Genomic DNA, 26,270 nt, shown 5'->3' with positions numbered 1-26,270 from the left:
TGCCGGGGGCTCGGCGGGGTCGGTGGGCAGACAAACGGCTGAGGTGATGAATTATGTGCTGGACCTCTGGGGAGCGGGGGCCTCTCCTTTCTCCGCGGAAGAGGTCGCCCGTCGCCGGGCTGCGCCGGTGCCCGATGTCGTGGCCCTGCGCCGCGACCTCGCCCCGGTGCTGGAGCGGGCAGGCCTGTCGATTGCGCCCTATCCCTGGCCCAGAGCCATGATCCGGGGGCGGTCCAGCCGCGAGCGATTTGAGAGACGCGAAGAAAGACGTGAGGCGAGACTGCGGGTGAAGGTTCTGATTCTGATCGTTGGCGCAGTCTTCGCCCTGACCTTTCTGACCCTGCCGGGCCATGGCGGCGGCTGGTTCTGGGATCTCGGCGGCGCGCTTGGCTATCTCGGTTTTGCCGGGCTGCTGTTTCAGATGATCCCACGCGCGCGCGGGCCTCGGGTCGGGCGCCACGAGATGCTGGGCTATGGCGTGCTGGCGGTGGTGCTCGCCCATGCCTTCTGGCTGATCGCGGGCGATGGCACGGTCAGGTTCTACCTGCTGCCGGGCGCGCCGCTTTACATGTGGCTCGGGCTCGCGGCGGCGCTGGGGCTGTGCCTGCTGACCGTGCTGGCGCGGATGCCCGACCGCATGAAGGTGCATCGCCGCTTTCAGGGCTTTCGCTTCTGGCACCGCGTCATTGCCGCTTTGGTTGTCGTTACCGCGCTGATCCATATCGTGCTCTCGGGCTTTTACCTGCCCTATTGGTGGCAGGCGGCGGGGCTTGCGCTGCTGGCGCTTGGCATGTCGCTGGGGCGGCCCTATTGGGCGCGGCTGAGCGCGGCGCCGACGGCGCGGCTGGGCGATTTCGCGGCGGCGGGCGGGGTCGCGGTCGCGGCCTTCGTCCTGATCCGGAGCCTGATCGCATGAAATGGCTGCTCCTTGCTTTGCTGATCGGAGGCGGCGCGCTTGTCGCTTTTGGCCCGCCCGGTCCGCGCCCGGTCCGGGGCGATCAGTTCGGGCGCGGCTCCTGGGCGCTGCCGATGACCTTCGCGCATAAGGACCACGGCTCGGTCACCTGCGCGACCTGTCACCACGAATTCGCCAAGCGCATCCCCGGCCCCTCTTGCGTGACCTGCCACCTGACCGATGCCAAGGTCGCGCCGCTGTTTGAGGAGCAGTTCCACAACCTCTGCCGCTCGTGCCATGTCGAGGATCACGCGGCGGGCAAGGCGGCGGGGCCGACGCGGCGCTGCCTGTCGTGCCATCTGCCCGACAACAAGTTCTGAGCCGCGCGGTAAAGCGGGGGCGGGCTTTGGGCAACTGCAGATCGCGGGGCTGAAAACGGCGATCCTCTGGTCGATGAAGAGCAATTCGACCCGGCTTTGCCGATCACCCGCCACCACGATTTCGACGAGGCGATTGCGGCGGCGAATGATAGCCCGAACGGGCTCGGCGGCTCGGTCGGGATCAACACACATGGGATGATCCAGCCGAATGCGCCGTTTGGCGGGCGGGAAATGTCGGGCTTCGAGGGCGAATTCGGCGAAGAGGGCCTTGCCGAAGATACCGATATTCAGGTGGTTCTCGGCTCGATCGCTGGCGCGCCGGGGTCAAAGCTTCAGCGTCACATCCCCCAGCGCGCGGCATTGACAGGCGAGGATCTGCGCGCCCGTGGTCCTGCCGCCATCCGGGGTGCTGACCTCGCCCGCGACCACTGTGACGCGGCACGAGCGGCATTGCCCAGAGCGGCATTCGGCGAAGGGAAAGACGCCGTTTTCCTCGCAAGCGGCCAGCAGATTGGGCGCATCGCCCTGCGCGAAACTCTGCCCGTTCACGGAGATGCGCGCCGCGCGGTTGGCGGGGGGTGCCGCCGTCGCGAAAGCCTCGCTCTGGAGCCGCCCCTGCCAGCCAAGCGCGGCGAGCGTCGCGCGGCAGGCCTGCAAAAACGGCTCGGAGCCGCAAAGGCAGATCTCGCCGGGATGATCCGCGACCAGATGCGCGATCTCCTCCGGCCCGATGCGACCCCGCGCGCCCTGCCAATCCGGCGCGGGCTGGCTGAGCGTTAGCCGGTAGCCCATGCCCTCGGCCTCAGCGAGCGCACTGAACTCGCGATGAAGCACCGCGCTGTCCAGATCGCGCGCCCCGTAAAGCACCGAGACCCGGCGCCCCGCCGCCAAAGCCTGCCGCGCCATCGGCAGCAAAGGCGCGATGCCGGTGCCGATGCCGATCAGCGCCAAGGGCGCGCGGCTTTTGCTCAGGCGAAAGAAGCGGTTGCGCGGGGCATAGGCGGTCAGGCGCAGGCCCTTTTTCAGATCGCGCACAAGAGGTCCGGTCAGCTTGCCCTCGGGGCGACAGGCGATCGCGAGCTGATAGCTGGTCGCCGTGCCGCCGCAGAGCGAAAAAGCGCGCCGCACCGCGCCACCCTGAGCCGAGGGGATTTCCAGCACGAGATGCGCGCCGGGCTGCCATTTTGGCAAAGCGCGGCCACCCCGCGCGCCAAGCGTCACCAGAAGCGTCCGCGCGCCGAAGGTTTGCCAGTCGAGCAGCTCAAACTCATGTTTTCGTTCGAGATAATCTTTGTAGGTCCGATATCTTACCGAAAGTGCTGTCACCGCGCCGATGGTGGCGACCCCTGCCCAGATCAACATGCGCTTGTCCTTGCTGTGCTTGCCCGGCTGATCTGGGCAGGCGGGCCAAGGCGCTCAATGCGATTTCCGGCCAAGCTGTCCGGCTTTGCGGCCAATCTGCGCGAAAGCGCCCCAGCTACAGAGCCCCGTCGCGGCGGCGGGCATAGTCGCCGGGGGTGGTGCCGAAGCTTTGGCGGAAGGCCGCGATGAAACTGCCCGCGCTGTCATAGCCCAGCTCGCGGGCGATGGTGCCGATGGCGACACCCTGTTCCAGCAATTCGCAGGCGCGAAAGGCGCGGGCGCGTTGGCGCCATTCGCTAAAGCTGATCCCGGTTTCGGCCCGGAACAGCCGGGTCAGCGTGCGCGGCGAGACCGCCGCAAGCCGCGCCCAATCGGTATGCGGGCGCCGGTCTCCGGGATCGCGGCTAAGCGCTTCGGTGATGCGGCGCAGGCGGGGGTTTTCGGGCGTGGGCAGGGTCAGCGGCTCGTCGCGCAGATCGCAAAGCTCGTCGAGAATGACCGCGCCGAGATTGCGCTGGCGCTGATGGTGGTTGCGGGGCGTGGCGCCCGCGGCAAGACCCGGGCCGAGTGCTGCCAGCCGCTCGACCGCCTCGCGCAGAAGGGCCGAGCTGCGCCAGACGCGCGGCTCGGGCGGCAGCAGCGCGCAGGCCGCGGGCGCGAGAAAGGCGCCCCAGCCCGAAAACGCGCCATGCGCGCGCACCGCATGGATGGTGCCGGGCGGGATCCAGACGCATTGATTGGCCGGAACGATCAGGCTTTGCGCGGGCAGGATCACCGTCATCAGCCCGCTTTGGCTGCTCATCACCTGCCCGGCCGGATGGTGATGGGGACCGTTGTCGAGCGCCTCATCCGTGCGCACGGCCAGCGCCGCAACCGGCAGAGCGGCCAAGGCGCGGGCGAGCGCGGCTTGCCGGGCGGGATCACCTGCCGGGTCTCTGGCCGGATCTCTGGCCGGGTCGCTGGTTGAAAAGGGCGTCTCCATCTCTGTCCTTGCGGGGCTGCGCGCGGGGCTCTTCAGATCTGCGCACGGCCCCGCCAAGGGTCAAGCCCGCGCGCATATGGCGCGGGCCGTCATGGCTTAGAAGCGGCGCGACAGCGTCAGCGTCGCCTCGCGCCCGGCGCCGGTGATGCAGCCGACCGAAGCGTCGCAGGTCGCGAAATACTCCTTGTTGAAGAGGTTCGTGACATTCAGCGCCGCGACATAAGCGTCCCATTCATAGCGCAGCGAGACATCGGCCAAAGTATAGGCCGAGACCCGGCGGGTGTTCGCCGTATCGCCCCAGGTCGCGCCGATATAGCGCCCACCGCCGCCAAGGCTCAGTCCCTGCGCCGCGCCGCTGAAATCGTAATCTAGCCAGACCGAGGCCTGATGGCGCGGTGCAAGCGGGGTCAGATGGCCCGCATCGCCGTCATTCGAGCGCGTGATCTTCGGATCGAGATAGGTATAGCCGCCGATCAGCGAGAGCTGCTCGGTCAGATTGCCGCGTGCTTCGAGTTCCAGCCCACGGTGACGCACCTCTCCGGTCTGGACCGAGAAGCCGGGATTGCTCGGGTCCGAGGTCAGGACATTGGTCTTGGTGATGTCGAAAATCGCGCCAGAGATCAGCAGGTTGCGGTCGGTCGGCGCATAGCGCAGCCCGGCCTCCCATTGGCGGCCCTTGGTCGGCTGATAGATCTCGCCCGCGAAGGTCCGGCCGATATTGGCAGTAAAGCCCTGCGTGAAGCTCGCATAGGGGATGAAGCCATTGCCAAGGTCATAGGTCAGCCCGAAGAGCCCGGTGGTGGCGCTGTCCTTCTGCACCGTGGTCGTGCCGCTGAGGCGGTCATGGTTGCGGTTTTCCAGCCACGACCGACGCAGCCCGGCGGTGAGGCTCAGGCCATTGTCGAATTTCAGATGGTCCTGAATATAGACGCCTTTTTCGGTCACCGTGGTCCGGCTGTCGGAATAGATCGGCGGATAGGCGACCGGGAAATTCAACGAGGGATTGCGGATATCGACCTGATAGCTCGCATCATAAGCCGCCGTGCCCGTGACCTGCTGGCGGGTGTAATCGACGCCCAAGAGCACGCGGTTTTCCGCCCCAGCCACGGTCGAGCGATATTCGAGCTGGTTGTCGATCGCGTCCTGCCGCGCGACCTCATCGACGGCGAAAGCCGCGAAATTCATCGAATCCTCGGTCGGATTCCAGTCGGGATCATGCATGCCGTTGAAATAGAGATGCCGGTAATCGGTCTTCTGGCGGGCATGGCGGTAGTTCTGGCGGAAGGTCAGCTGCTCGCTCAGATCATGGCGCGCCTGCCAGCCAAAGCTATATTGCTCGGTCGCGAAGCGGTTGAACGGGCTCTGGCTGCGGGTGAAGCTTTTGGGCAGATCGCCAAAGCGCGCCGGATAATCCTCGCCCGCGACCGGCATGAAGGAGTTCGGGGTCAGCGCATCCTTTTGCCATTGGCCAAGGAAGGTGACCTCGGTCTGATCGGTGGGCGCCCAGGTCAGGCCAAGCGCGATCAGGCTGCGGTCATTGTCCGAATCGTGGATCGCGGTCGAGCCGTCGCGGCGCAAGGCCGTCACCCGCCAGGCCAGCGTCTTGGCCGGATCGAGCACGCCCCCGGCATCGACGCCGACCGAGGCGGTTTTATGCGAGCCATAGCTCAATTGGCCTTCGGCGAAATTCTCGAATTTCGGGCGTTTCGAGATGACATTGATCATCCCCGCCGCATCATTCGAGCCATAGATGACCGAGGACGGCCCGCGCAAAACGTCAATGCGCTGCACCATATAGGGCTCGATCTTGAAGCCCGAGAAGTTCTGCGCCTTGTTCGGCAGGCTGTCGCGATAGATCCCCGAGGTGCCAAGATCAAAGCCCCGGATCAGGAATTGGTCAAAGCGGTCATCGACGCCCCAGATCCCGGCGGTCACGCCCGGCACATAGGCCAAAGCGTCCTGAATCTGGCGCGGCTTGCGGTCGTCGAGCTCTTTTTCCGTTACGGTCGAGACCGATTGCGGGGTCTCGGTCAGCGGCACCCCGCCCTTGAAGGCGGTCGCGGAATTGGTCGCGAGATAGCCCGTGCCGCCGCCAATCGGCGATTCGAGGCTGCCGTCGATGACGACGGTGTCGAGCGTCACGCTGGTCGGCGCGCGCGCATCGGTCGATTGCGCCTGCGCGGGTTGGGCGATGATCTGGGCGCTCAGGGCGCTGCCCGTCAGCAAAAGCGCGGCAAGGACCCGGCGCGAGGGGCTCGAAATCGGCGAAAACAAGGCGGAAGGCATGAGATCTGATCCGGGTTGGACTCGCGCCTGCCCGGGTCAGGGACGCGCGCGGAGGTTGCGGCAAAGACAGAGCCGAGGCTCAAGCGGGGATGCCGTGGTCGCGCGGGCAAAAGCCGGGCCTTCCTGGGTAGAAGGGTTGTGCCGGATATAAACCTTTTTTGTCAAGAATTCGTGAGGGGGCAGGCCTGCTGTCCTTTCCGGCAGGAGCTTCTTTGCCGATGCGGGCCGATGGCGCGGTCATGGCCGGCCCCCTGAACGCGCCCGCAAACCGCCGGATCAGGGCGCCTTGCCCGCCACCGCCGTGGCGAGCGCCGGCACAAGCTGATCCAGCCCCCAGCCAATCGAGAGCGGCGATTGAAAGCTCATCGCGCCGACGAGCTCGGGATCGGCCCAGATCGCGCGGCCCTCGCGCGCCATCCGCGTCGCGGGCCAGACCGGCAGCGCCTCAAGGACCGCGCGCGAGGGCGGCTCGACCAGCCAGAGCACCGCATCGAGGTCGAAAAGATCGAGCCGTTCCGTGCTGACGGTGAAATTCCCGCCCGCGCCCGCCATCTCGTCATAGGCTTTGGGCGTGGCGAAGCCGAGCTTGCCAAGCAGCCGGTTCGCGCCATCCGTGCTGCGATAGCCGACGATCTGGCCCTCGTTGAAATAGGCCATCGTCGCGGTTTTCCCTGCAAATTCAGGATGATCCGCGACGGATTTCGCAATCCGGGCGTCAAGACCCGCGATGATCTCTTCCGCCTTGGCCTCGCGCCCGGTCGCGCGCGCCATCAAGCGCAGCTCTTCCTCCCAAGGCGCGCCCCAATCGGGAAAACCCTCGGGGCGGCCCAAAACCGGCGCGATCTGCGACAGCGCCTCATAGGTGCGCTGATCCATCGGCGCGAAGGTCGCGACGATCAGATCGGGTTGCAGCGACCAGACCCATTCGACATCGATCTCGAAGCCATTTTGCACCTCGGGCTCAGCGCCAACCGCCTGCCGCGCGGCCTCGGCCCAGGGCCAGGTCGCATAGGGTTTCTTGCCAAACCATTCATGCACGCCCACCGGCGCGAGGCCGAGCGCATAGAGGAAATCCTGCTCGTGATAGCCGACGGAGACGATGCGCTGGACCTTCTCGGGATCAACCACCGTCTCGCCGAAACTGTGGCTGAGATGGATCGGCTCGGCCGAAAGCGGCGAAGCCGAGGCGGCAAGGATCAGGGAAAGAGCCAAAGGTTTGAGCGACATCGACAGGTCTCCGGTCAAAGCGGGAAGGCCTGGCGTCGGGCTTGGCATCGGCCAAGCGCTAACCCAGAGCCGGGTGCGGCGTCAATCAACCCGTGGCGCGAGACCCATATCGGCAATCCGCGCATTCGCCCGCATAAGCGGATCGAGCTTGGACTTCGCGTCGCCATGCAGCGAAATCCAAAGCGGGGCGGAGGGCCCTGCGGCTTGCGCCCGCTGTGATCGCGTCCGCCGGTCCAATCCTCGTGCCCAATCCTCGCGCCCAATCCCTGCGCCCTGCCCCGCGCTTTGGCCCACCTCACCCTGCCCCGGTCCTTTCGCCCCCTTGACCCCTGCGGCGCGGCGCGGCAGGAAGGGGGCAGCCAGCCAGACGCCAGCATCCTTCCCGGTCACAGGACGCCATGGCCCGTTCGCTTGCCTTCCCGCTTCTGCTGCTTTGGGGCCTCGTGGCCCTGGCCTTTCTGGCCGCCCTCAGTCTGGGCGCGCAGAAGATCGCGCCGGGCGAGGTCATCGGCGCCTTGACCGGAGCGGAAACCCCCGCCCGCGACCTCATCCTTGGCCTGCGCCTGCCCCGCGCGCTCGCGGCGATTGTCGTCGGCGCGGCGTTGGCGGTGGCGGGGCTGGTCATGCAGGCGATCGCGCGCAATCCCTTGGCCGACCCCAGCCTGACCGGCGTCAATGCGGGCGCGGCCTTGGCGGTGGTGCTGGGGCTGATGAGCTTTGGCGCCTTGCCGCGCGCCGCGGTCGCGGGGCTCGCGCTTGGCGGGGCGGCTTTGGCAGCGGTGCTGGTCCGGCTGCTTGCCGGGCGCGGAGAGACCACCTTGCGCCTGCCCTTGGCCGGGGCGGCTTTTGCCAGCATCTGCATGTCGGTGGTGGCGCTGGTCGTGCTGATGAACCCCGAGGCGCGCAATATCTATCGCTTCTGGATGGTCGGCTCGCTTGCCATGGCCGATGGGCCGGGGCTGGCCGCGCTGGCGCCGGTCGCGCTTGGCGGCATGGCTTTGGCGCTGATCGCGGCGCGCGGGATCGAGGCGATGATGCTCTCGGACGAGCTCGGCGCGGCGCTTGGCGTCTCGCCTGCGCGGGTGCTGAGCCTTGGCCTCGGCGCAATCGCCTTGACCGCGGGCGCGAGCGTCGCCTTGGCGGGGCCGGTCGGCTTTATCGGGCTGATCGCCCCCCATCTCGCACGGCGTCTCGCCAGCGGCCGGACCGGGTCGAGCCTGACCGCGCTGATCCTGATCTCGGCCCCGCTTGGCGCGGCCTTGGCACTGAGTGCCGACACGATCGGGCGCATCGCCATCCGCCCCTCAGAGCTGCCGGTCGGGCTGGTGCTCGCCATGATCGGCGCGCCCGCCTTCATGCTCTTCGTGCGCCAGATCCTGAGGGCGCGCGGATGAGGGTGCCGCTGCGCCATCTCGCCCTTGCCGCCGGAGTGCTGGCGCTGGCCGCAGCCGCGCTGGCCGCCGGGCGCAACTGGCTGCCCCCCGGCGCGCTTTGGGCCGCGCTTGGCGATCCCGAGGGCGCAGGCCGCATGGTCTGGAGCCTGCGCCTGCCCCGCCTTCTGCTCGGGCTTTTTGCGGGCGCGGCTTTGGGGCTCGCGGGGCTGACCTTCCAGACGCTTTTGCGCAACCCCTTGGCCTCGCCAGATATTATCGGAGTTACCCAGAGCGCGGCCTTTGGCGCGGTCGCGGCGATGCTCGCGGGCGGCTCGACCGTGCTCGGCGCCTGGGCGGGCGGTCTCTGCGGCATGGCGCTGATCGGGGCCTTGGCTTGGGACCGGCGCAGTGGGCTCTCGTCGCGCGCCGTGGTCCTGCAGGGGCTGGGCCTTGCGATTTTTGCCAGCGCCGGGACCGAGGCGATGATCCTGCGCGCCAATGACGGCGCGGCGGGCATGGCGATGACTTGGCTGACCGGCACGCTCAATGGCGCGGGCTGGGCCGAGATCGGCCAAGCCGCGCGCATCCTGCCTTTGATGGTGCCTCTTCTGCTCGCCGGGCGGCTGCTTGATCGGCTGGAGTTCACCGATGATCTGGCGCGCGCCTTGGGGCTGCGGGTCGCGGCCTCACGCATTGCTCTGGCGCTGCTCGCCGCGCTGGTCGCGGCGGGGGCCGTGTCACTCGCCGGGCCTTTGGGCTTTGTCGCGCTGGCCTCGGGGCCGCTCTCGCGCCGCTTGGCGGGAGGCCGTCCCGCGCCCGTCGCGGCGGCGCTGATTGGGGCGGGTTTCGTGACGCTGGCCGATCTGCTCGCGCGCGCGATTTCACCCGCGACCTTCCTGCCCACCGGGCTTTATACCGCGCTCATCGGTGCGCCGATCCTTCTGATCGTGCTGGCCGGAGAGTTCCGCCGCAATCGGAGCTGAGGGGCCATGATCGAGACAGAAACCACGCAGATGAGCGGCCCGATCTTCGCGGTGCGCAACCTCTCGGTGACGCTTGGCGGCGCGGCGATCCTGCGCGATCTCAGCTTTGAGATAACGCCCGGGATCACCGGGCTGATTGGCGCGAATGGCTGCGGCAAGACCACGCTGTTGCGCAGCCTCGCGGGGGTTTTGCGCCCCACGGCGGGCGAGATCCGCCATCGCGGGCAGGATCTGGCGCGGCTCTCGCCCAAGACGCGCGCGCGGGCGATTGCGCTTTTGCCGCAAACCGGCGAGGCCCCGCCCGGGCTCACGGTGCGCGAGCTGGTCGCGCGAGGTCGCACGCCTTGGTTGCGCCCCTTCCTGCCGCTGACCCCCGCCGATCATCAGGCGGTCGCGCGCGCGATTGCCGCGACCGGCATGGGCGATCTGGCGCATCGCCGGGTCGAGAGCCTCTCGGGCGGGCAGCGCCAGCGCGCCTGGATCGGGCTGGTTCTGGCGCAGGAAAGCGGGACGATCCTGCTCGACGAGCCCTTGAACTTCCTTGACCTGCCCCATCAGGCCGAGCTGGTGCGGCTGCTGAAAACGCTCTCGGCCAAGCGCCAGATCGTCATCATCATCCATGATCTGACGCTGGCCGCGCGGCTCTGCGATCAGATCATTGCGCTGCGCGACGGCGCGCTGATCGCGCATGGGCCGACGGCCGAGGTTCTGGCCGCAGCACCGCTCGAACGCGCCTTTGCCATTCCGTTCGATTGCGTGGAAACCGCCTCGGGGCCGGTGGTCCTGCCCCGAGGGATCTAGGCGCGCGTCGGGGTTCAGGCCGGTTCGTCGATCCGCAAGGCGCTGATATCCTTGTGGATCTTGGTCACGATCGCATGAACCCGCGCAGGCGAGAGGTTGAATTCGCGCGCAAGCAGGTTTTGCGGCTCGCCCATGACGCGGTGGCGCAAGAAGACCTCGCGGTCGCGCGCGCGGCATTGGCGCAGCTGGGCCTCGACCCGGCCCAGAAGCTCGCGCCCGGCAAGGCAACGCTCGACATCGGGCCCGGCGCTTGGCTGGCGCTCGAGCGCCTCGTCGCCCGCAAGCCAGCGCTCGCGCCGCAGCCGGTCGATGGCGAGGTTGCGCACCATGCGCCGCGCGAAATGGCGCCCGTCGCGCAGGGTCTCGCCCGAGTTGCGCCCAAGCGCGCGCAGCGCCGCCTCTTGCAGCACATCCTCGGCGCGGTCGCGCGCGCCCAGAATGCGCAGCGCGTCGCATAAAAGCAGGTTGCGGTTTTGGACAAGCTCATCAAGCAACAGGGCCTGATCGCGCGGCGAACGCGGCCTGATCTGAGTTTGGGGATTGGGTGACATGTCTCTCTCCACGCCACAGACCGGCCCGGGAAAGGGCGGTCCTGTTTCCGTCTGCCGGCGCGAAGCGTGGGTGGATAGAAAGCCTGTGGTGCCACGATCTCCCGACCCGCTCAAGGCCGACCTCTGGCTTACTCGGCAGCGATCCGCCGGTCCGCGCGGGCCAGCTCGACCGAAGCGGCGATTTCCGCCGAGCGCAGCGCGAGCACCGACAAGAGCGTATCGGCGAGCCCGTGGGTCGGCTCGCTATAGCCCTGAACATGGACGGTGGGCGCGAAGCCGGGCTTCATCGGCAACCGGTAATCGCGGTCCGGCGCGGCGCCGGTCTGCCAGTCGGCGAGACCTGAAAGCAGCGTCTGGCCAAGCTCGCGGCGATAGCCGGTGCACAAAATGATGCGGTCATAATCGAGCCCGAAGCGGCGGCCCTGCGCGTCCAGCGTCAGATGAAGACCCGCCCCCTGCCCGACCGTCTGAAGCCCAACCGGCTGGGTTTCGGCCATCATCCGCAACCGCGCTGCGCCCTCGACCTCTTGCTCGTAGAGGAGGCCATAGATGTGCTGGAGCAGATCGAGATCGGTGACCGCGTAATTCGTCCCGGCAAACTCGCGCAGATGCTGGGCGCGCGCCTCGGGCGGCAAAGCATGGACGAGATCGGTATGAGCGGGTTCGAAGATCTCATTGACGAAGGGGCTGTCATCGGCGGGTTTCAGGGCAGGCCCGCGCAGGATCAGATCGACGCGCGGGCAGGCCGGATCGGCGGCGAGCGTCGCGAAGATCTCGCAGGCGCTTTGGCCGCCGCCGATTACGGCAATGCGCTCGCCCGGCGTCAGCTTGGGCAGGACGCGGGCGGTGAAATCGTTGGAATGCGAGAGCCGCGCATCGCTGCGATGAGGCGCGAAGAGCTCGGGCCAATGGGGCTGGCCGCCCGGCGCGAGCACGATCTGGCGCGCCTGCCGCACCGTGGCGCGCCCGGCGCCGTCGCGGCTGTGGATGCGCAGATGCGAGACGCCCGCGCCCGCGCGCACCGGCTCGATCGCCTCGACGCGCTGGTCATAGGCGCAGATCCCGCCCAGACGGCCCGCCGCCCAATCGAGGTAATCATTGAACTCGACCCGGCTGGGGAAAAAGGTCTTGCGGTTGATGAAGCGTTCGAGCCGCCCCTTGTCATGGAGATAGCTCAGGAAGGAAAAGCCCGAGGTCGGATTGCGCTGCGACACCAGATCCTTGAGGAAGGAGACCTGCATATCGGTCCCTTTCAGCAGCATCCCCGGATGCCAGGCAAAGCGTGGCTTGGCTTCGAGAAAGACCGCATCGAGCCCGCTCTGGCGCTCCTCAAGCGCAATCGCCAGCGCGAGGTTGGAGGGGCCGAAACCGATGCCGATCAGCTCGTGGATGTGGTCGGGGTGGGCCTGAGTGGGGTGGGCTTGATCGGGGCGGAAAGGTTCGGAAAGAAAAGCTTCGGACATGGGAAAAGACCTTAAAGAAGAACCGTCGGGGACAGGCGAAGCGGGCGGCCATCGCTTTCGGGCGGGCGCGCCCAGAGCCGGGCGTCGAAGAAATGCTGGCGATCGAGCGCGACCAAAGCGGCGCGCTTATGGCTGAAATCGAAGTCGCGGATCTTGCCGAAGCCGCCGCGCGTGAGGTTGCGCAATTGCTGGACATGGCTGGCCTTGGGCTCGCCCAGAATCGTGCGGGTCCGCGGCTCGGATAGGAACATGTAATGCATGAGCGCGGGCAGCCAGGCGGTGACATGTTCGGCGCCGCGAATATCCTCTTCGCCGATCAGCACATGCCAGCCGCGGTCCCAAGGCGCGCAATCATGGACCGCGCCGAGCCGGTTCTCGCGCGCCCAGTAAAGCTCGAAATAGCCGAAATCGCGCCCGTCGAGCGCGCCGATCACCGGCAACAGATGCGGATCGGCCAGCATCCGCTCGATCAAGGCGCGGTGCTGGTCCAGCGTGCCGCTTTCCTCGAAAAACGCCGCGACGCGCGGATCGTTCTGCCAGCGGTGGAAGGTCGGAAGATCGTCCAAATCCAGCGCGCGCAGCGTCAGCCATTGGCCAAGCCAAGGGATGAAGCGGCGATAGAGCAGCCCCTCGGGTTTCGGCGGGCGCAGGGGATGGCGGCCATGCGGGCCGCGCCGGAAAAGCTCGGGGAAAGGCGGCGCTGCATGGGCCAGCCAGCGGTCGGGCACCTGCCAGAAAAGCGCGGGAAAGACCGCGAAAGCGCCCTCGAAGGGCACCGCGATGCCGCGCGCGTGCAGCTCGGGCAAAAGCGCGGCCCAAGGCGCGGGATCGAGCATCAGGACGACCTCGTCCGGGCCTGCGCTCAGCGCCTCGAAGACCGCGAGCGCGGCGGGCAGACCGCCCTCAGGGCAAGCGGGCCAGAGCCGCCCCTCGCCCGCATCGCGCAGGCCGAGGCTTTGGGGCGCGGGCCCCGCCAGCAAGATCCGCGCGCCGTCGCGCCGCGCGAGAAAGGGGTCCGGAAGGTCGAAAGGGGGAAGGTCAAACGTCATCGGGAGTTCCTGCGTCCTTGGCCTGCATCGCTCGCCTGCATGGCTGCGACAGGCTGACGCAGGAGCCCCCGAAAAATTCACCCCACGCTTGCGTTTTTCTTGAGCGCGAAGACGTGGTGGAGCGCGCGGTTCACCGCAACCGGCAGGACCGACATATGGGTTTCACCGGCATATGTCTCGTAATGCGCTGAAATCCCTTGAATCTTATCCAGATGCCCGGCCATCTCTTCGGCAGCCGCGATGGTGCGGATGCGCTCTTTTTCCGCGAGGCGCTTGTCGGCATCCTCGGCCCCGATCTGGAAGGGCGCGAGCGCGGCCCCCTCCCATTCGCCCGCCGACAAGAGCAGCGAGAGCGGTTTGCCCTTGGGCGCGAAGCCGTCGCGATGGGTCAAGAGGAAGCTTTCCTCCCAAGTGATCGCGGGGCTGGCGGCGATCCAATGGCTGAAGGCGTCGGGCCGGGTGAACATCAGCCACAGCGCGAAGAGCCCGCCGAAGGAATGGCCGAAAAGCCCCTGATGGGCGAGGTCAAGCGGCACGCGCGCGGCGACGAAGGGGCGGACTTCGTCGAGCAAAAAGCGCGCCATTTCCGCGCCGCCCCCGGTCTTGACCTCGGGCGTGCCCTCCCAGAAGGGCGGATAGGTCGCGCCGGGCGGCGGGCCGAGATCCCAGCTGCGGCGAAACGGGTCATAGGCCTCGTCGGTCGGATAGCCGATGGCGATCAGCACGCCCCAGCCAAGATTGGTGCCCGAGGGGTAAAAGGCCTGCGCGCGCATCGCATCAATCGCGGTCGCGATCACCGCATTGCCATCGGTCAGCATCAAGGCGGGCCAACCGGCCTCGGGCGCCTCGCCGGGGGGGATCCACAAAAAGACCCGCCGCACCGCGCCGCTCGCGCTGTCTTCGAGATCAAACCAGCGCGCCCCGCCAAGACCGAGCACGCCTTCCTTCACGATTTTCGTCACTTCCGCGCCTTTTCGATTGCTTGCAGCACATCTTCGACCAAGGCGCCCGGCTCTTCCAGCCCCGCCGCGAAGCGAATGGTGCGCGGGCTGACCTTGAAGCGGCGGAAGGAGTTCGAGGCCCCCGCGAGCCCGATCGCGGCCTCGCCCGGGATGATCAGGCTTTCCGCCCCGCCCCAGCTTACCCCCAGCCGGGTGAGGCGCAGGCTATTGGCGAAACGGGGGACATCGACGCTCGCGTCAAAGTCAAAGGCGAAAAGCCCGCCATAGCCCGAAAGCGCGGCGCGGGCGGGGTGGTCGTGAAAGCCCGGATGGCGGATCTGGGTCACGGCGGGATGGTCCTGCAAGGCGCGCCCCAAAGCGAGGCCGTTTTCCATATGCCGCGCCATGCGCAGGCCCAGAGTGCGCAGCCCGCGCAGCACCAAAAACGCGTCAAAGGGCGACATTTTCGCGCCGAGGTAATGATAGGCCTCGTGGTTGATGCGATCGATCAGCGCCTTCGGCCCGCAAACGAGCCCGGCAATCGTATCGCTGTGGCCTGAAAGATATTTCGAGGCGGCATGGATGATCAGATCAATCCCAAGCTCGGCCGGGCGCTGATAAAGCGGCGTCGCCCAGGAATTGTCGATGACGGTGAGCACGCCCTCGGCCTTGGCGGCCTTGGCGATCGGGGCGAGATCTTGCAGCGTGAAGGTCCAGCTCGTCGGGCTTTCGAGATAGAGCAGCTTGGCGCCCGGCAAAGCCGCAATCACCGCCTCGGTATCGCTGCCATCGACATAATCGGTGGTGACGCCGAATTTCTTCAGCACGACCTCGAAGAGCCGGAAGGCGTCGGAATAGAGGTTTTCCACCGCCACGACCCGGTCGCCCGCCTGCACGAAAGGCATGATCGCGGCGGCAATCGCGCCCATGCCCGAGGCAAATCCGCGCGCCGCCTCGACCCCTTCAAGCGCGGCGATCACGCTTTCCAGCTCGGCCACCGTCGGGTTGTTGCCGCGCGAATAGATGAAGCGATCCGAGGTCCCGGCAAAGACCGCGGCGAGCTCGTCGTAGCTCTCGAAAAGGAAGCTCGCGGTCTGATAGATCGGCACGGCGGTCGCGTGATGGGCCTGCGCCGCGCGCGGGGCGAGAAGCAGGCTGTTCAGATCGGGGGTCGCGGGGGGCTCTAGGGTCTCGGGGGCGAGATGCTGGTTCATGGGCGGCTCCTTTCGGGCGCTGGTCCCGGGATGAAAAGATCGGGCGCGCGACGGGCGCGGGCTTTTTGCCTGACGGGCGAGGGGCGGAGAAATTCACCGCGCGGCGGCAAAATCACGGCGCCTAAAACGGGAGGCCGAAACGGGGCCCAAAACGGAGGGGGCGAAAATTTCGCCCGGCTTGGGGTGAATTTCCCCGCGCGCCATCCGTCCAAGCGGGGAAGTCATTTTCAGGACCATGAGGCCGCTCCCATGACCCGCTCATTTACCAGCCGCACCGATTGGCGCATTCTGCGCAATGCCGAGGGCCGTTATTCCGTCTGGCCCAGCCAATATCCCCTCCCCGCCGGTTGGGAGGACGAGGGCACGCGCGCCAGCCGCCCCGATTGCCTCGCGCGGATCGAAGAGCTGTGGCAGGACCCGCGTCCGCTCGCTTTGCGTCAGGCGATGGGGGGCGTGCAGTGAACGAAATGATCCGTTTGACGCAGGATGCGCTGCCGCTTTCCGGCGCGGAACGCCAGATCTGGGCGCATGAAACCGTGGGCGCGGTCTCGGGTTTCGGTCGTCCGCAGCTGATCCTCGAGATCGCCCCGAATGCGGCGGCGGGCCTTGAGGCCGCGCTTGCCGCGCTGATCGCCGCCCATCCCGCCTTTCGCAGCCGCTTCGTCACCCATCCCGGCGGCGAGGTCTTTCGCGAGCTGACCGAGACGCCCCAGATCGCTTTGCGCAAACTTGCGGGCTCGGCCGATCCCGAGGCGGCGATCCGCGCGGCGCTTTCCACGCTTGAGCTCAACCGCGAGACCGGCCCTCTGGCGGCGGTGCTGCTTGCGCCCGCGCCCGACGGGCGGCAGGTGCTCGCCTTGACGCTGCACCCGCTTCTGGGCGATGCGGCGACGCTTTTCGCGATGGAGGACTGGTTGATCGCGGCGCTTTCGTGCGAGGCCCCGCCCGCGTTTGCGCTGGCCCCGCTGCCCGCTCCTGTGGGACGCGAGGCCTTGCAGGGCTGGCGCAAGCTGCTAGAGGCGGACCAAGAGGAAGGCCGCGACGAGGGCTATGTCATCGCCCGCCTGCCGCAGCGCCACGGCCGGGCGGAAACCACGGCCCGCGCGGGGCTGAGCCTGATCCTCGACGCGCGCACCCCCGATCCCGAAACCGCGCTGATCGCGGCCTTCGCCGCGCTGCTCGCGCGTTATAGCGGCGGCGACAGCCTGCGCTTTGCGCTCTCGCAACCCTCGCTCGACCCGGCGCGGCGCGGCGAGGATCGCTTGCCCTTCACCTTCGATTATGACCCGGCCGAGGGCTTCGACGCGCTCACCACGCGCATCGCCCAGACGCAAGCCGAGATCACGGCGGCGCGCCTGCCCTCAGAAGCGCTGGTCCAAGACATGCTGCGCCACAGCGGCGCCGACCGTCACCCGCTTGGCGCGCTGGCGCTGCATCTGCGCCGCCTGCCCGCCTTGCCCGCAGGCATCCGCCGTCTGGAAACCCCGCGCCCGCCCGCCGAGGGCGAGGCGGTTTTTCTCGCCGAGATCACCCCCGACGGCGCGGTTCATCTGAGCATCGACCATGCGGCGGGGCTGCATGAGCCCGCCTTGCTCGCCCGCTTTGCGACCCAGCTCGACCGCCTGCTCGCGGCGGGGCTTGCCGCGCCCGCTCGCCCGCTCGCGATGATCCCGCTGGTCAGCGAGGCCGAGCTTGACGCGCTCTCCGCCCCCTATCCCGATGCCGAGGAAAACGACCCGCGTGCGACCCATGACATCATCGCCGCCCGCGCCCGCGAGACGCCCGAGAAGACCGCGATCATCTGCGGCGCGCGCCAATGGTGCCACGGCGAGATGAACGCCGCGGCCAACCGCCTCGCCCATCGCCTGATCGCGCTTGGCGTCGGCGCCGAAACCCCGGTCGCCATCCTGATCGAGCGCGGCGGCGAGGCGATCATCGCGATCCTCGCCGCGCTGAAGGCCGGGGGCGCCTATATCCCGGTCGAGCCCGATCACCCCGAAAGCCGCAACCACCATATCCTGACCGATGCCGGGGTGCGCGTGGTGCTGACCCGGACCCGCTTTCTCGACCGCCTGCCCGCGGGCCTCGCCGCCCATGTGCTCTGCATTGACGACCTGCCGCCGGGCGAGTTTGCGGATACCGATCCTGAGGTCGCGATCCATCCCGACCAGCTCGCCTATGTCATGTATACCTCGGGCTCGACCGGCAAGCCGAAGGGCGTCGCGGTCGAACACGGCCCGCTCAGCCTGCACAATCAGACGACCTCGCGCGTCTATGGCATGTCCTCGGAAAGCCGCGAGCTGCCCTTCCTGCCCTTCTCGTCAGATGGCGGGCACGAGCGCTGGATGGTGCCCTTGATGGCGGGCGGCTCGGTCGTGATCCCGGATGGCCCGCTCTGGACGCCGGAACAGACCCTCGCCGCAATGCGCCATCATGGCTGCAACAATGCCTCGATTCCAACGACTTACCTGCAACAGCTCGCCGAATGGGCCGAGGCCACCGGCGAGGCCCCGCCGATGCGGCTCTATTCCTTCGGCGGCGAGGGGCTTGCGCAGACGACCTTCGATCTTTTGTCGCGCGCGCTGAACGCGAAGACCCTGATCAACGGCTATGGCCCGACCGAAACCATTATGACGCCGATGGTCTGGCGGGTCGAGGCCGGCACCCGCTTTGACGGCGCCTATGCCCCCTTGGGCCGCGCGGTTGGCGACCGGCGCGCCTATGTGCTCGACCCCGATCTCATGCCCTGCCCGATCGGCGTGGTCGGCGAGATCCATCTCGGCGGCTCGGGCGTCGCGCGCGGCTATGTCGGGCGCCCGGGCACCACCGCCGACCGCTTCATTCCCGATCCCTTCGGGCCAAGTCTCGGCGGGCCGGACGGCGCGCGGCTCTACCGCTCGGGCGATCTCGGGCGCTGGCGCGAGGATGGCACGATCGAATTCCTCGGCCGGGTCGATCTGCAGGTCAAACTCAACGGCTACCGCATCGAGCCCGGCGAGATCGAGGCGGCGCTCCTCGCCCAACCCGGCGTCAGCGAGGCGCTGGTCCTTCTGCGCGAGGAGGAGGGCGAGAAACGCCTGATCGGCTATGTCGTGGCCCCGCCCGATGTGACCGGCGAGACGCTGCTCCACCGGCTCGAAACCCTGCTGCCGAAACATATGATCCCGGCCGCCGTGGTGGTGCTCGACCGGATGCCGACGAACCCGAATGCGAAACTCGACCGCGCCGCTTTGCCCCTGCCCGGCAAGGTCCAGCGCAAGGGCGCAGGCATTGCGCCCGAAACCGAGGCCGAGACGCAGATCCTGAGGCTCTGGCGCGAGGAAACCGGCTATGAGAGCCTCGGCACCACCGATGACGTCTTCCAGATGGGCGCACGCTCGCTGATCGCGCTCAAGGTGCTGGCGCGGATGCGGCAGATCTGGCCCAAGGTGCAGCTGACCGTGGCTGATCTCTTTGATGCACCCACCGTGCGCGGCCTCGCCGCCCGGATCACGGCCGGAGACGCGACCGGGCGCAGTGCGATCCTGCTGCGCGCCACCGGCACCCGGCCGCGCCTCTATTGCTTCCCGGGCCTCCTGGTCTCGACGCGCGAATATCTGCGCCTGACCGACCATCTCGGCCCCGACCAGCCGGTGACCGGCTTTCTTTGCCATTCTCTGAACGAATCCAAAGAGATGAATGTCAGCGTGGCCGATGTCGTCGCCGACTATGTCGCCCATATCCGCGCCACCTCGCAAGGCGCGCCCTGCACCTTCCTCGGCTGGTCCTGGGGCGGCCTTCTCGCTTGGGAGGCCGCGCGGCAACTCCAAAACGACATCGACCTCAGGCTGATCACCCAGGTCGATGTCTGCGACCTCGGCGTCGATTTCGCCCCGGGCGCCACGCCCCGCTTTGTCCCGGGCGAGCGCGCGCGCCTCGAAGCCGAACTCGACAGCTGGCTCGCACAAACCAGAATGCGTGCCGATTGGGACCGGCTGATCGCGCTGATGGACGCAGAAACCTTCGCGCAATTCCTGCGCTTCATCGGCAATGAGGCCGATCCGCTGCCCACCGACGGCCCCGAGGTCTCGAGCCGCGAACACACCTTCTGGGTGCTGATCGACAATGCGCTGGTCTTCCGCCGCTACCAGCTCGCCCCGCTCGATGTCCCGGTCGCCTCCTTCAGCGCCGGCGACAGCCTCAGCCGCGGCCTCAATCTGATCGACTGGCGCAGGCTCTCGCCCCGCGCTTCCGCCTCAGAGGTCGTTGCAGGCACCAACCACCTCCATATCATCGGCGAACGCAGTTTCCACGACAGGCTCGCACAGCGCCTCACCGAAATCTGACCCCGCCGCCCGGCGGATCAAGGAAAGCGGCCAAACCCCGTCTTTCATGCGAAAATATCCTCGGGGGTCCGGGGGCAGACAGCCCCCGGGCGGTGCCGCCGGGCCCGCCCGCGCCGGTCCCTCCTCCCCCCGATGAGTTGAGGTCTTTCGCGATTTCTGTGATAGGATCGCTTCAAAGAGTGTTGGAGCCATCTCATGTGTGAGGTTTTCGTCCGTCAGGACCCCCGCCGCTATGAGCCTGTCACCCGCAAGCTGCGGCTGAACGGGCAAAGCACTTCGATCCGTCTCGAACAGGCGTTCTGGGACATTCTCGACGAAATCGCGATCAGCGAGGGCCAGACCACGCCCGGCTTTCTCTCGACGCTCCAATCCGAGGTGCTCGAACTTGAGGGCGAGCCGGTGAACTTCACCTCGCTCCTGCGCTGCGCCTGCCTTGTGCAGCTCGAATTGCGCGGGCGCGGTGGCCAGGATTTCCGCGATGCCGCGCGTCAGGTTGCCCAAGCGGCCTGAGGGCGCAGCGCAAGTCCCGCCAAAAGCCCGATCCAAGAAAGAATCTGCCCGGAAAAGTGGCGCGTGGTAGCATGATGCTACCCCGGCAGGCAGATTTGCCCCGAAAGTGGTCGAAACGACCGGAAAGGGGCTTTCTATGGCCAAGATGATTCATTCGATGATCCGCGTAGGCAATGAGGCGCGTTCGCTGGCCTTCTACAAGACCGCTTTCGGTCTGGACGTGGCCGAGCGGCTCGATTTCGAGACCTTCTCGCTGATCTATCTGGCCAATGCCGAAAGCAGCTTTGAACTTGAACTGACCGTCAACAAGGGCACGGAATCCTATGATCTCGGCAATGGTTACGGCCATCTCGCGGTTTCGGTCGAGGATGTCGTGGCCGAACATGCGCGGCTGACCGAGCTGGGTCTCGCCCCGCGCAAGCTGGTCGATTTCGCCCCGGCGGGCGAAGTGATCGCGAAATTCTTCTTCATCAAGGATCCGGACGGATACGAGATCGAGGTCCTGCAACGCGCAGGTCGCTACCTCTAAGCAGGCAACCCGTCAGGAGGACGGGAATAACCAACTCAGGGAGGACTGACATGTCTGTCACCGAAACTTCCCCTTCTGACCTGCCGGTCAGAGGGTTGACCCGGCGCGGCCTTCTGGCCCGCGCCATGGCGGCCGGTGCCGTCTTTGTCGTCGGCGCGGGCTTTGTCGCCTCGACCGATGCGGCCTGGGCGGTCGAGACGACCACGCTCAAGCCCGAGACCATGGCGACGCTGATCCAGATGGCGCGCGACATCTATCCCCATGACCGCATTGCCGACCGCTTCTATGCGATCGCGGTCAAGGGCTATGACAATGCCGAGCAGGCCGCGCTGATCGAAGAGGGCGTGACGGCCTTGAATATCGTGGCGAAATCCAAGGGTTTCGACAGCTATCTCGCCGCCGGTTGGGAAAAGGACCGCGTGGAAATTCTGCGCACGGTCGAGCATTCGCCCTTCTTCCAGACCATCCGCGCGGGCCTCGTGACCGGGCTTTATAACCAGAAAGAGATCTGGCCGCTCTTTGGCTATGAGGGCGAAAGCTATTCGCATGGCGGCTATATCGACCGCGGTTTCAACGACATCGACTGGCTCTGAGGAGGGACGGATATGGCTGATAAAGTTGCAAAATTCGCCCATGACGACGCCTCTGTCGTGGTTATCATCGGCACCGGCTCGGGCGGCGGCGTGCTCGCCAACGAGCTGGCGCAAAAGGGCATCAAAGTCGTTTCTCTGGAAGCGGGCGGGCGCTATCTGCCCGAAGATTACATCAACGACGAATGGGACAGCTTCGCCCAGCTCGCCTGGACCGACATGCGCACGACCTCGGGCGATTGGCGGGTGGCGCGCGATTTCGCGAACCTGCCCGCCTGGATCGTGAAAGCGGTCGGCGGCACCTCGATCCATTGGGCGGGCGCCTCGCTGCGCTTTCAGCCCCATGAGTTCAAGGCGCGCTCGACCTATGGTCATATCGAGGGCGCGAACCTGCTCGATTGGCCGATCACGCTCGAAGAGCTCGAACCCTATTACGAGCGCGCCGAGAAAAAGCTTGGCGTGACCCGCACCAATGACTGGCCGGGCCTGCCGGGCAACAACAACTTCCTCGTCTTGGAAAAAGGCGCGAAGGCGATCGGCTATTCCAAGGTCTCGACCGGCCATATGGCGATCAACTCGGTCGAAAACGACGACCGTCCCGCCTGCCAGCAGACCGGCTTCTGCTTCCAAGGCTGCAAATGGGGCGCGAAATGGTCGGCGGCCTATACCGATATTCCGAAGGGCGAGGCGACCGGCAATCTCGAAGTGCGCGACCATTCGCACGCCACCAAGATCGAGCATGACGAGACCGGCAAGGTCACCGGCGTGCGCTATATCGACAAGGACGGCAAAGAGCAGTTCCAGAAGGCGCGCATCGTCTCGGTCGCCGGGAACTCGATCGAAAGCCCGCGTCTGCTGCTGGCTTCGGCATCCGAGAAATTCCCCGATGGTCTGGCCAATAGCTCGGGTCAGGTCGGACGGAACTACATGCGCCACACCACCGGCTCGGTCTATGCGATCTTTGAAAAGCCCGTGAAAATGTGGCGCGGCACGACCATGGCCGGGATCGTTCAGGACGAGGTCGAGCACGATCCGAAACGCGGCTTCTCGGGCGGTTATGAGATGGAAACCATCTCGCTCGGCCTGCCCTTTATCGCGGCTTTCCTTGATCCGGGTGCTTGGGGGCGCGAGTTCACCTCGGCCATCGACGGCTATGACAATATGGCCGGGATCTGGATCGTCGGCGAGGATCTGCCGCAGGAAACCAACCGCATCACGCTTGATCATTCGAGCAAGGATCAGTTCGGTCTGCCGGTGGCGAATGTCCATTACACCGACCACCCGAACGACATCGCGATGCGCAACCATGCCTATGAGGTCGGCGAAAAGATCTATCGCGCGGCGGGTGCCACCCGCGTGCTGCCGACCCCGCCCTATCCCTCGACCCATAACCTCGGGACCAACCGCATGTCGGAAAACCCGCGGGATGGCGTCGTGAACAAATGGGGCCAGTCGCATGATATCTCCAACCTTTTTGTCTCGGATGGTTCGGTCTTCACCACCTCGGCGGCCGAAAACCCGACGCTGACCATCGTCTCGCTGGCGATCCGTCAGGCGGAATATATCGCGGCCGAAATGGAAAAGGGCACGATCTGAACCCCAAGCTCTGGCCCCTCGGGGCCGGGCCTCTCTTCGGGCGGGCTTGTCCCGCCCGACTGCATTTGCGACGGCTTCCTTTCTGAAAGGCCATGACATGACGACCGCCACCTCCCGCCCCGATCCGCAAATGGCCGAGATGTCGCGACCGCGTCTTCTCGCCGCGCTGGCCGAGGTGGTGGGCGCGAAACATGTCCTGACCCGCGCCCGCGACACCCGCCGTTTCACCCGCGGCATCCGCTTTGGCCAAGGCCCGGTCGCCGCGGTCGCCCGTCCGGGGTCGCTTGTCGAGATGTGGCGCGTCTTGAACCTTGCCGTGGCCTCGGGCCGCATCGTCATCATGCAGGCGGCCAACACCGGCCTGACCGGCGGCTCGACCCCCTGGGGCGAGGATTACGACCGCGAAATCGTCCTGATCAGCACCATGCGCCTCAAGGGCGTGCATCTGATCGAGGGCGGCAAACAGGTGCTCTGCCTGCCCGGCGCGACCTTGGACACATTGGAAAAGCGCCTGCGTCCCTTGGGCCGAGAGCCGCGTTCGGTCATCGGCTCAAGCTGCATCGGCGCCTCGGTTCTCGGCGGGGTTTGCAACAATTCGGGCGGCGCGCTGATCCAGCGCGGCCCGGCCTATACCGAGATGACGCTTTTCGCCGAGATCCGCGCCGATGGCTCGGTCGGCCTTGTCAACCATCTGGGCCTGCCCTTGGGCGATGATCCCGAAAAGGTGCTCGCCCGGATCGAGGCGGGCGATCTGCCCGCGCCTGCGCCAAGCGAGGCCTGGGCCTCGGACCATGAATATGCCAGCCACGTGCGTCAGGTCGATGCCGAAACCCCGGCGCGCTTCAACGCCGATCCGCGCCGCCTGCATGAATCGGCGGGCTGTGCGGGCAAGCTTGCGGTCTTTGCCGTGCGGCTCGATACATTCGAGGCCGAAAAGGACACGGCGGTTTTCTATGTTGGCACGAACGACCCGGCCGAGCTGACCCGCATTCGCCGCGACATGCTGGCCGATTTCACCCATTTGCCGATCGCGGGCGAATATATCCACCGCGAAGCCTATGATGTTGCTGCGAAATACGGCAAGGACACCTTCCTTTTCATCCAGAAGGCCGGGACCGACCGGATGCCGGGTCTTTTCGCGCTGAAATCCCGCGTCGATGCTTTGACCGAGCGTTTGGGGCTCGGCAATACGATCTCGGACCGCATCGCCCAAGGGATCTCGCGGTTTTTCCCGCAGCACCTGCCCGCGCGCATGAACACCTGGCGCGACCGCTATGAGCATCACCTGCTGATCCGCATGGGCGGCGCAGGCATTGCCGAGACGCGCGCCTATTTCGCGGGGCTTTTCCCCTCAGCCAGCGGCGATGTCTTTGAATGCAGCGCCGATGAGGGCAAGGCCGCCTTCCTGCATCGGTTCGCGGTGGCGGGCGCGGCGGGGCGATATCGCGCCATCCATAAATCCCGGGTCGAGGATATCGTCGCGCTCGACATCGCGCTGCGCCGCAATGACCGCGATTGGGTCGAGGTCCTGCCCGCCGAGATGGAGGCACGGATCGAGAAAAAGCTCTATTACGGCCATTTCTTCTGCCATGTCTTCCATCAGGATTATGTGGCGAAAAAGGGCACGGATTGTCTGGCGCTGGAACATGAGATGTGGGCGCTCTTGGATCAGCGCGGCGCCGAATATCCCGCCGAGCATAATGTCGGCCACCTCTACAAGGCCAAGCCTGCTTTGGCCGCGTTTTATCGCGACATCGACCCGACCAATAGCCTCAACCCCGGCATCGGCCAGACCTCGAAATGCCAGCATTGGCACTGAGGCCCGGCCTTTGCGCGGGGGCGGTCAGTTGATCATCACCATGGCAAGGAACGGATCGCTGTCCATGAAAAGCTCGGAAAAGCGGCCCATCGCCTCTTGCGAGACCTGCGGCGCCTTGGTGAAATAATCGGCAATCGCCCAGCCCTGCACCACGCCGTCAATCGGCAGGGGCTTCGGATGATCGAGCCATTTGCCAAGATCAAGCCCGATCGGCGCGCGCCAGAAGGGCACGGATTTCTTGCCGTTGAGCAGCGCTTCGCCATCGTCGAGGACGGACAGCCAGGCCGCGCCGGTGCCCTGCGGGAAGACAAAGCCCGTGGCCGAGACCTGCCGGTCGTTCGGGATCCATTCGCCGGCATTGTCGGTCTCGGCATCGACCAGCTTCCAGAACAGCCGGTTCTGCGCGATGGTGTCGAGCCAATGCGCCTTGGCGCGGCGCGTGCGCTCTGGGTCGGGCTGGCGGTGCAGCATGTCGAAGGCGGTGGCCAGAGGCTCGAGCATCGGGTCCAGCATATCGAGGCCGGCGTCCTCACGCGCATCGGGATGCTCTTGGCGCGCCGCGTCGATCTGCTTGCGCGTCTCGAGGATCTTGCTCAGGCTTTCGGTCGGATGGAAGGCCAGAAGCATCTCGCCGCTGCCCGCGATCAGATGGCCATAGGCCGAGAGCCAAGCCGCATCGGCATTGTCAAAGCGGATCACCGGCAGCGCATCCAGCGGCACCAGATTGCCATTCTCGTCCCAATTGTTGTTGGTGAACAAGACGCCGTTCAGGATCGTCCCCGCGTTTTCCCAATCGGCGCGCTTGCCATCGCCGTCAAGATCGAACCAGAGATCGGACAGATCCAGCGTCACCCCGAAATCCGGCCCCTCGGCCACGCCCTTGAGCGCCTCTTGCAGCCGCGCCATCGCCGCAAGCACGACCTCGGTCTGATCGGCCAAGGCGGCGGGCGGGAAGGGCTCGCGAGGCGCGGCCTCATCGGGCAGTTGGCCCTGCATCCCCAAGATCACGCCCCATTCCGTGCCGACCTGATATTTCACCCGCCATTGATAGGTCGACTGAACGGCGGCCAAAAGCTCGAGCCCGGCGGTGGCGAATTTCTCGTCCGGGGTCGGATTGGCCAGCCCATGCAGCCGCGCCAGCACCGGCCCGATGCCCTTCTCGGCAATCTCATGCGAGATCGGAGAAGCCTCGACCGCCGTCACCGGCAGCGAGATCAAGGGCTTGGCCGCCTCTTGCGACAGGGCGGGCAAAGCGGCGAGGCACAGAGCAGAGCTCAGTACAGATGTCAGGACGAGGGAACGCATCATCACTCCGGGACAGCGAAAATCTGGGCGAAAGCCTAAGGCCTCACGCCCGGCAAAGCGAGGGCGAGATGCCGACAAAACGACAAAAA

Annotated in this window: 22 protein-coding genes and 1 pseudogene; 13 read left to right on the top strand and 10 right to left on the bottom strand. The window is 66.6% G+C overall.

The annotated features are described in order from the left end of the window. Positions 1-286 precede the first annotated feature (286 nt). From JCM7686_RS24770 to JCM7686_RS24110, 3 genes and pseudogenes are all read left to right on the top strand, one after another. Positions 287-916: a hypothetical protein gene (locus JCM7686_RS24770; protein WP_158442379.1), complete on the top strand. Its 630-nt coding sequence runs from the start codon at positions 287-289 to the stop codon at positions 914-916. Then, positions 913-1,275, top strand: coding sequence for a cytochrome c3 family protein (locus JCM7686_RS18495; protein WP_020952243.1), 363 nt, complete (start codon positions 913-915; stop codon positions 1,273-1,275). The genes JCM7686_RS24770 and JCM7686_RS18495 overlap by 4 nt, the downstream gene beginning before the upstream one ends. A gap of 15 nt (positions 1,276-1,290) precedes the next feature. Then, a pseudogene (locus JCM7686_RS24110) lies at positions 1,291-1,572 on the top strand (aldehyde dehydrogenase family protein); the annotation flags it as partial. A 27-nt stretch (positions 1,573-1,599) separates the two neighbouring features. Here JCM7686_RS24110 and JCM7686_RS18490 read toward each other — a convergent pair. The 4 genes from JCM7686_RS18490 to JCM7686_RS18475 form a co-directional block, all read right to left on the bottom strand. Then, positions 1,600-2,637, bottom strand: a complete 1,038-nt coding sequence (locus JCM7686_RS18490) for a 2Fe-2S iron-sulfur cluster-binding protein (RefSeq protein ID WP_020952242.1) — start codon at positions 2,635-2,637, stop codon at positions 1,600-1,602. Between the two features lie 115 nt (positions 2,638-2,752). Continuing rightward, positions 2,753-3,619 carry an AraC family transcriptional regulator gene (locus JCM7686_RS18485; RefSeq protein ID WP_020952241.1) on the bottom strand — a complete coding sequence of 289 codons (867 nt, stop codon included), beginning with the start codon at positions 3,617-3,619 and terminating at the stop codon, positions 2,753-2,755. Positions 3,620-3,715: 96 nt separating this feature from the next. Further along, positions 3,716-5,905, bottom strand: coding sequence for a TonB-dependent siderophore receptor (locus JCM7686_RS18480; protein WP_020952240.1), 2,190 nt, complete (start codon positions 5,903-5,905; stop codon positions 3,716-3,718). 276 nt (positions 5,906-6,181) lie between these two features. Continuing rightward, positions 6,182-7,132 carry an ABC transporter substrate-binding protein gene (locus tag JCM7686_RS18475; RefSeq protein WP_051201698.1) on the bottom strand — a complete coding sequence of 317 codons (951 nt, stop codon included), beginning with the start codon at positions 7,130-7,132 and terminating at the stop codon, positions 6,182-6,184. Positions 7,133-7,530: 398 nt separating this feature from the next. Between JCM7686_RS18475 and JCM7686_RS18465 the strand changes: the two genes are divergently transcribed. From JCM7686_RS18465 to JCM7686_RS18455, 3 genes are read left to right on the top strand one after another with little or no spacing between them, the layout of a single operon-like run. After that, positions 7,531-8,526 (top strand): FecCD family ABC transporter permease, encoded by a 996-nt coding sequence (locus JCM7686_RS18465; RefSeq protein WP_020952238.1) that lies wholly within the window; start codon positions 7,531-7,533, stop codon positions 8,524-8,526. Further along, positions 8,523-9,488, top strand: coding sequence for an iron ABC transporter permease (locus JCM7686_RS18460; protein WP_020952237.1), 966 nt, complete (start codon positions 8,523-8,525; stop codon positions 9,486-9,488). Before JCM7686_RS18465 ends, JCM7686_RS18460 begins: the two co-directional genes overlap by 4 nt. Before the next feature lie 6 nt (positions 9,489-9,494). After that, a complete protein-coding gene (locus JCM7686_RS18455) occupies positions 9,495-10,289 on the top strand; it encodes an ABC transporter ATP-binding protein (RefSeq protein WP_020952236.1) in 795 nt (264 codons plus the stop codon). A gap of 14 nt (positions 10,290-10,303) precedes the next feature. Here the strand turns inward: JCM7686_RS18455 and JCM7686_RS23620 are convergent, their stop codons facing one another. From JCM7686_RS23620 to JCM7686_RS18430, 5 genes are all read right to left on the bottom strand, one after another. Next, positions 10,304-10,840, bottom strand: coding sequence for a sigma-70 family RNA polymerase sigma factor (locus JCM7686_RS23620; RefSeq protein ID WP_020952235.1), 537 nt, complete (start codon positions 10,838-10,840; stop codon positions 10,304-10,306). A gap of 128 nt (positions 10,841-10,968) precedes the next feature. Beyond that, positions 10,969-12,303, bottom strand: coding sequence for a lysine N(6)-hydroxylase/L-ornithine N(5)-oxygenase family protein (locus JCM7686_RS18445; RefSeq protein ID WP_020952234.1), 1,335 nt, complete (start codon positions 12,301-12,303; stop codon positions 10,969-10,971). Positions 12,304-12,314: 11 nt separating this feature from the next. Then, a complete protein-coding gene (locus tag JCM7686_RS18440; RefSeq protein ID WP_020952233.1) occupies positions 12,315-13,352 on the bottom strand; it encodes a GNAT family N-acetyltransferase in 1,038 nt (345 codons plus the stop codon). Between the two features lie 77 nt (positions 13,353-13,429). Further along, complete coding sequence (locus tag JCM7686_RS18435) at positions 13,430-14,314, bottom strand: alpha/beta hydrolase (protein WP_051201697.1); 885 nt, start codon at positions 14,312-14,314, stop codon at positions 13,430-13,432. Next, the gene (locus JCM7686_RS18430) at positions 14,311-15,507 is read right to left on the bottom strand and encodes a PLP-dependent transferase (protein WP_020952231.1); all 1,197 of its coding nucleotides are present in this window, start codon (positions 15,505-15,507) and stop codon (positions 14,311-14,313) included. Before JCM7686_RS18430 ends, JCM7686_RS18435 begins: the two co-directional genes overlap by 4 nt. A gap of 249 nt (positions 15,508-15,756) precedes the next feature. On the opposite strand from JCM7686_RS18430, the gene JCM7686_RS18425 reads away from it, so the two are divergent. The 7 genes from JCM7686_RS18425 (at position 15,757) to dld (ending at position 24,876) form a co-directional block, all read left to right on the top strand. After that, positions 15,757-15,969, top strand: a complete 213-nt coding sequence (locus JCM7686_RS18425; protein WP_020952230.1) for an MbtH family protein — start codon at positions 15,757-15,759, stop codon at positions 15,967-15,969. 5 nt (positions 15,970-15,974) lie between these two features. Next, on the top strand, positions 15,975-19,832 hold the full coding sequence (locus tag JCM7686_RS18420; RefSeq protein ID WP_020952229.1) for an amino acid adenylation domain-containing protein: 3,858 nt from the start codon (positions 15,975-15,977) through the stop codon (positions 19,830-19,832). A 195-nt stretch (positions 19,833-20,027) separates the two neighbouring features. Beyond that, on the top strand, positions 20,028-20,342 hold the full coding sequence (locus JCM7686_RS18410) for a ribbon-helix-helix domain-containing protein (RefSeq protein WP_020952228.1): 315 nt from the start codon (positions 20,028-20,030) through the stop codon (positions 20,340-20,342). A 136-nt stretch (positions 20,343-20,478) separates the two neighbouring features. Then, a complete protein-coding gene (locus JCM7686_RS18405; RefSeq protein ID WP_020952227.1) occupies positions 20,479-20,871 on the top strand; it encodes a VOC family protein in 393 nt (130 codons plus the stop codon). A 50-nt stretch (positions 20,872-20,921) separates the two neighbouring features. Next, positions 20,922-21,464 (top strand): hypothetical protein, encoded by a 543-nt coding sequence (locus JCM7686_RS18400; protein ID WP_020952226.1) that lies wholly within the window; start codon positions 20,922-20,924, stop codon positions 21,462-21,464. Between the two features lie 12 nt (positions 21,465-21,476). Next, positions 21,477-23,057, top strand: coding sequence for a GMC family oxidoreductase (locus tag JCM7686_RS18395; protein ID WP_020952225.1), 1,581 nt, complete (start codon positions 21,477-21,479; stop codon positions 23,055-23,057). Positions 23,058-23,154: 97 nt separating this feature from the next. Further along, the gene (gene dld, locus JCM7686_RS18390) at positions 23,155-24,876 is read left to right on the top strand and encodes a D-lactate dehydrogenase (protein WP_020952224.1); all 1,722 of its coding nucleotides are present in this window, start codon (positions 23,155-23,157) and stop codon (positions 24,874-24,876) included. A gap of 24 nt (positions 24,877-24,900) precedes the next feature. On the opposite strand, the gene JCM7686_RS18385 is transcribed toward dld, so the two are convergent. Beyond that, positions 24,901-26,181 (bottom strand): hypothetical protein, encoded by a 1,281-nt coding sequence (locus JCM7686_RS18385; protein WP_020952223.1) that lies wholly within the window; start codon positions 26,179-26,181, stop codon positions 24,901-24,903. Positions 26,182-26,270 lie beyond the last annotated feature (89 nt).

Source organism: Paracoccus aminophilus JCM 7686 (assembly GCF_000444995.1).
Lineage (GTDB): Bacteria > Pseudomonadota > Alphaproteobacteria > Rhodobacterales > Rhodobacteraceae > Paracoccus > Paracoccus aminophilus.
The sequence above is the reverse complement of the archived record's forward strand: the minus strand, read 5'-3'. Positions and strand labels throughout refer to the sequence as shown.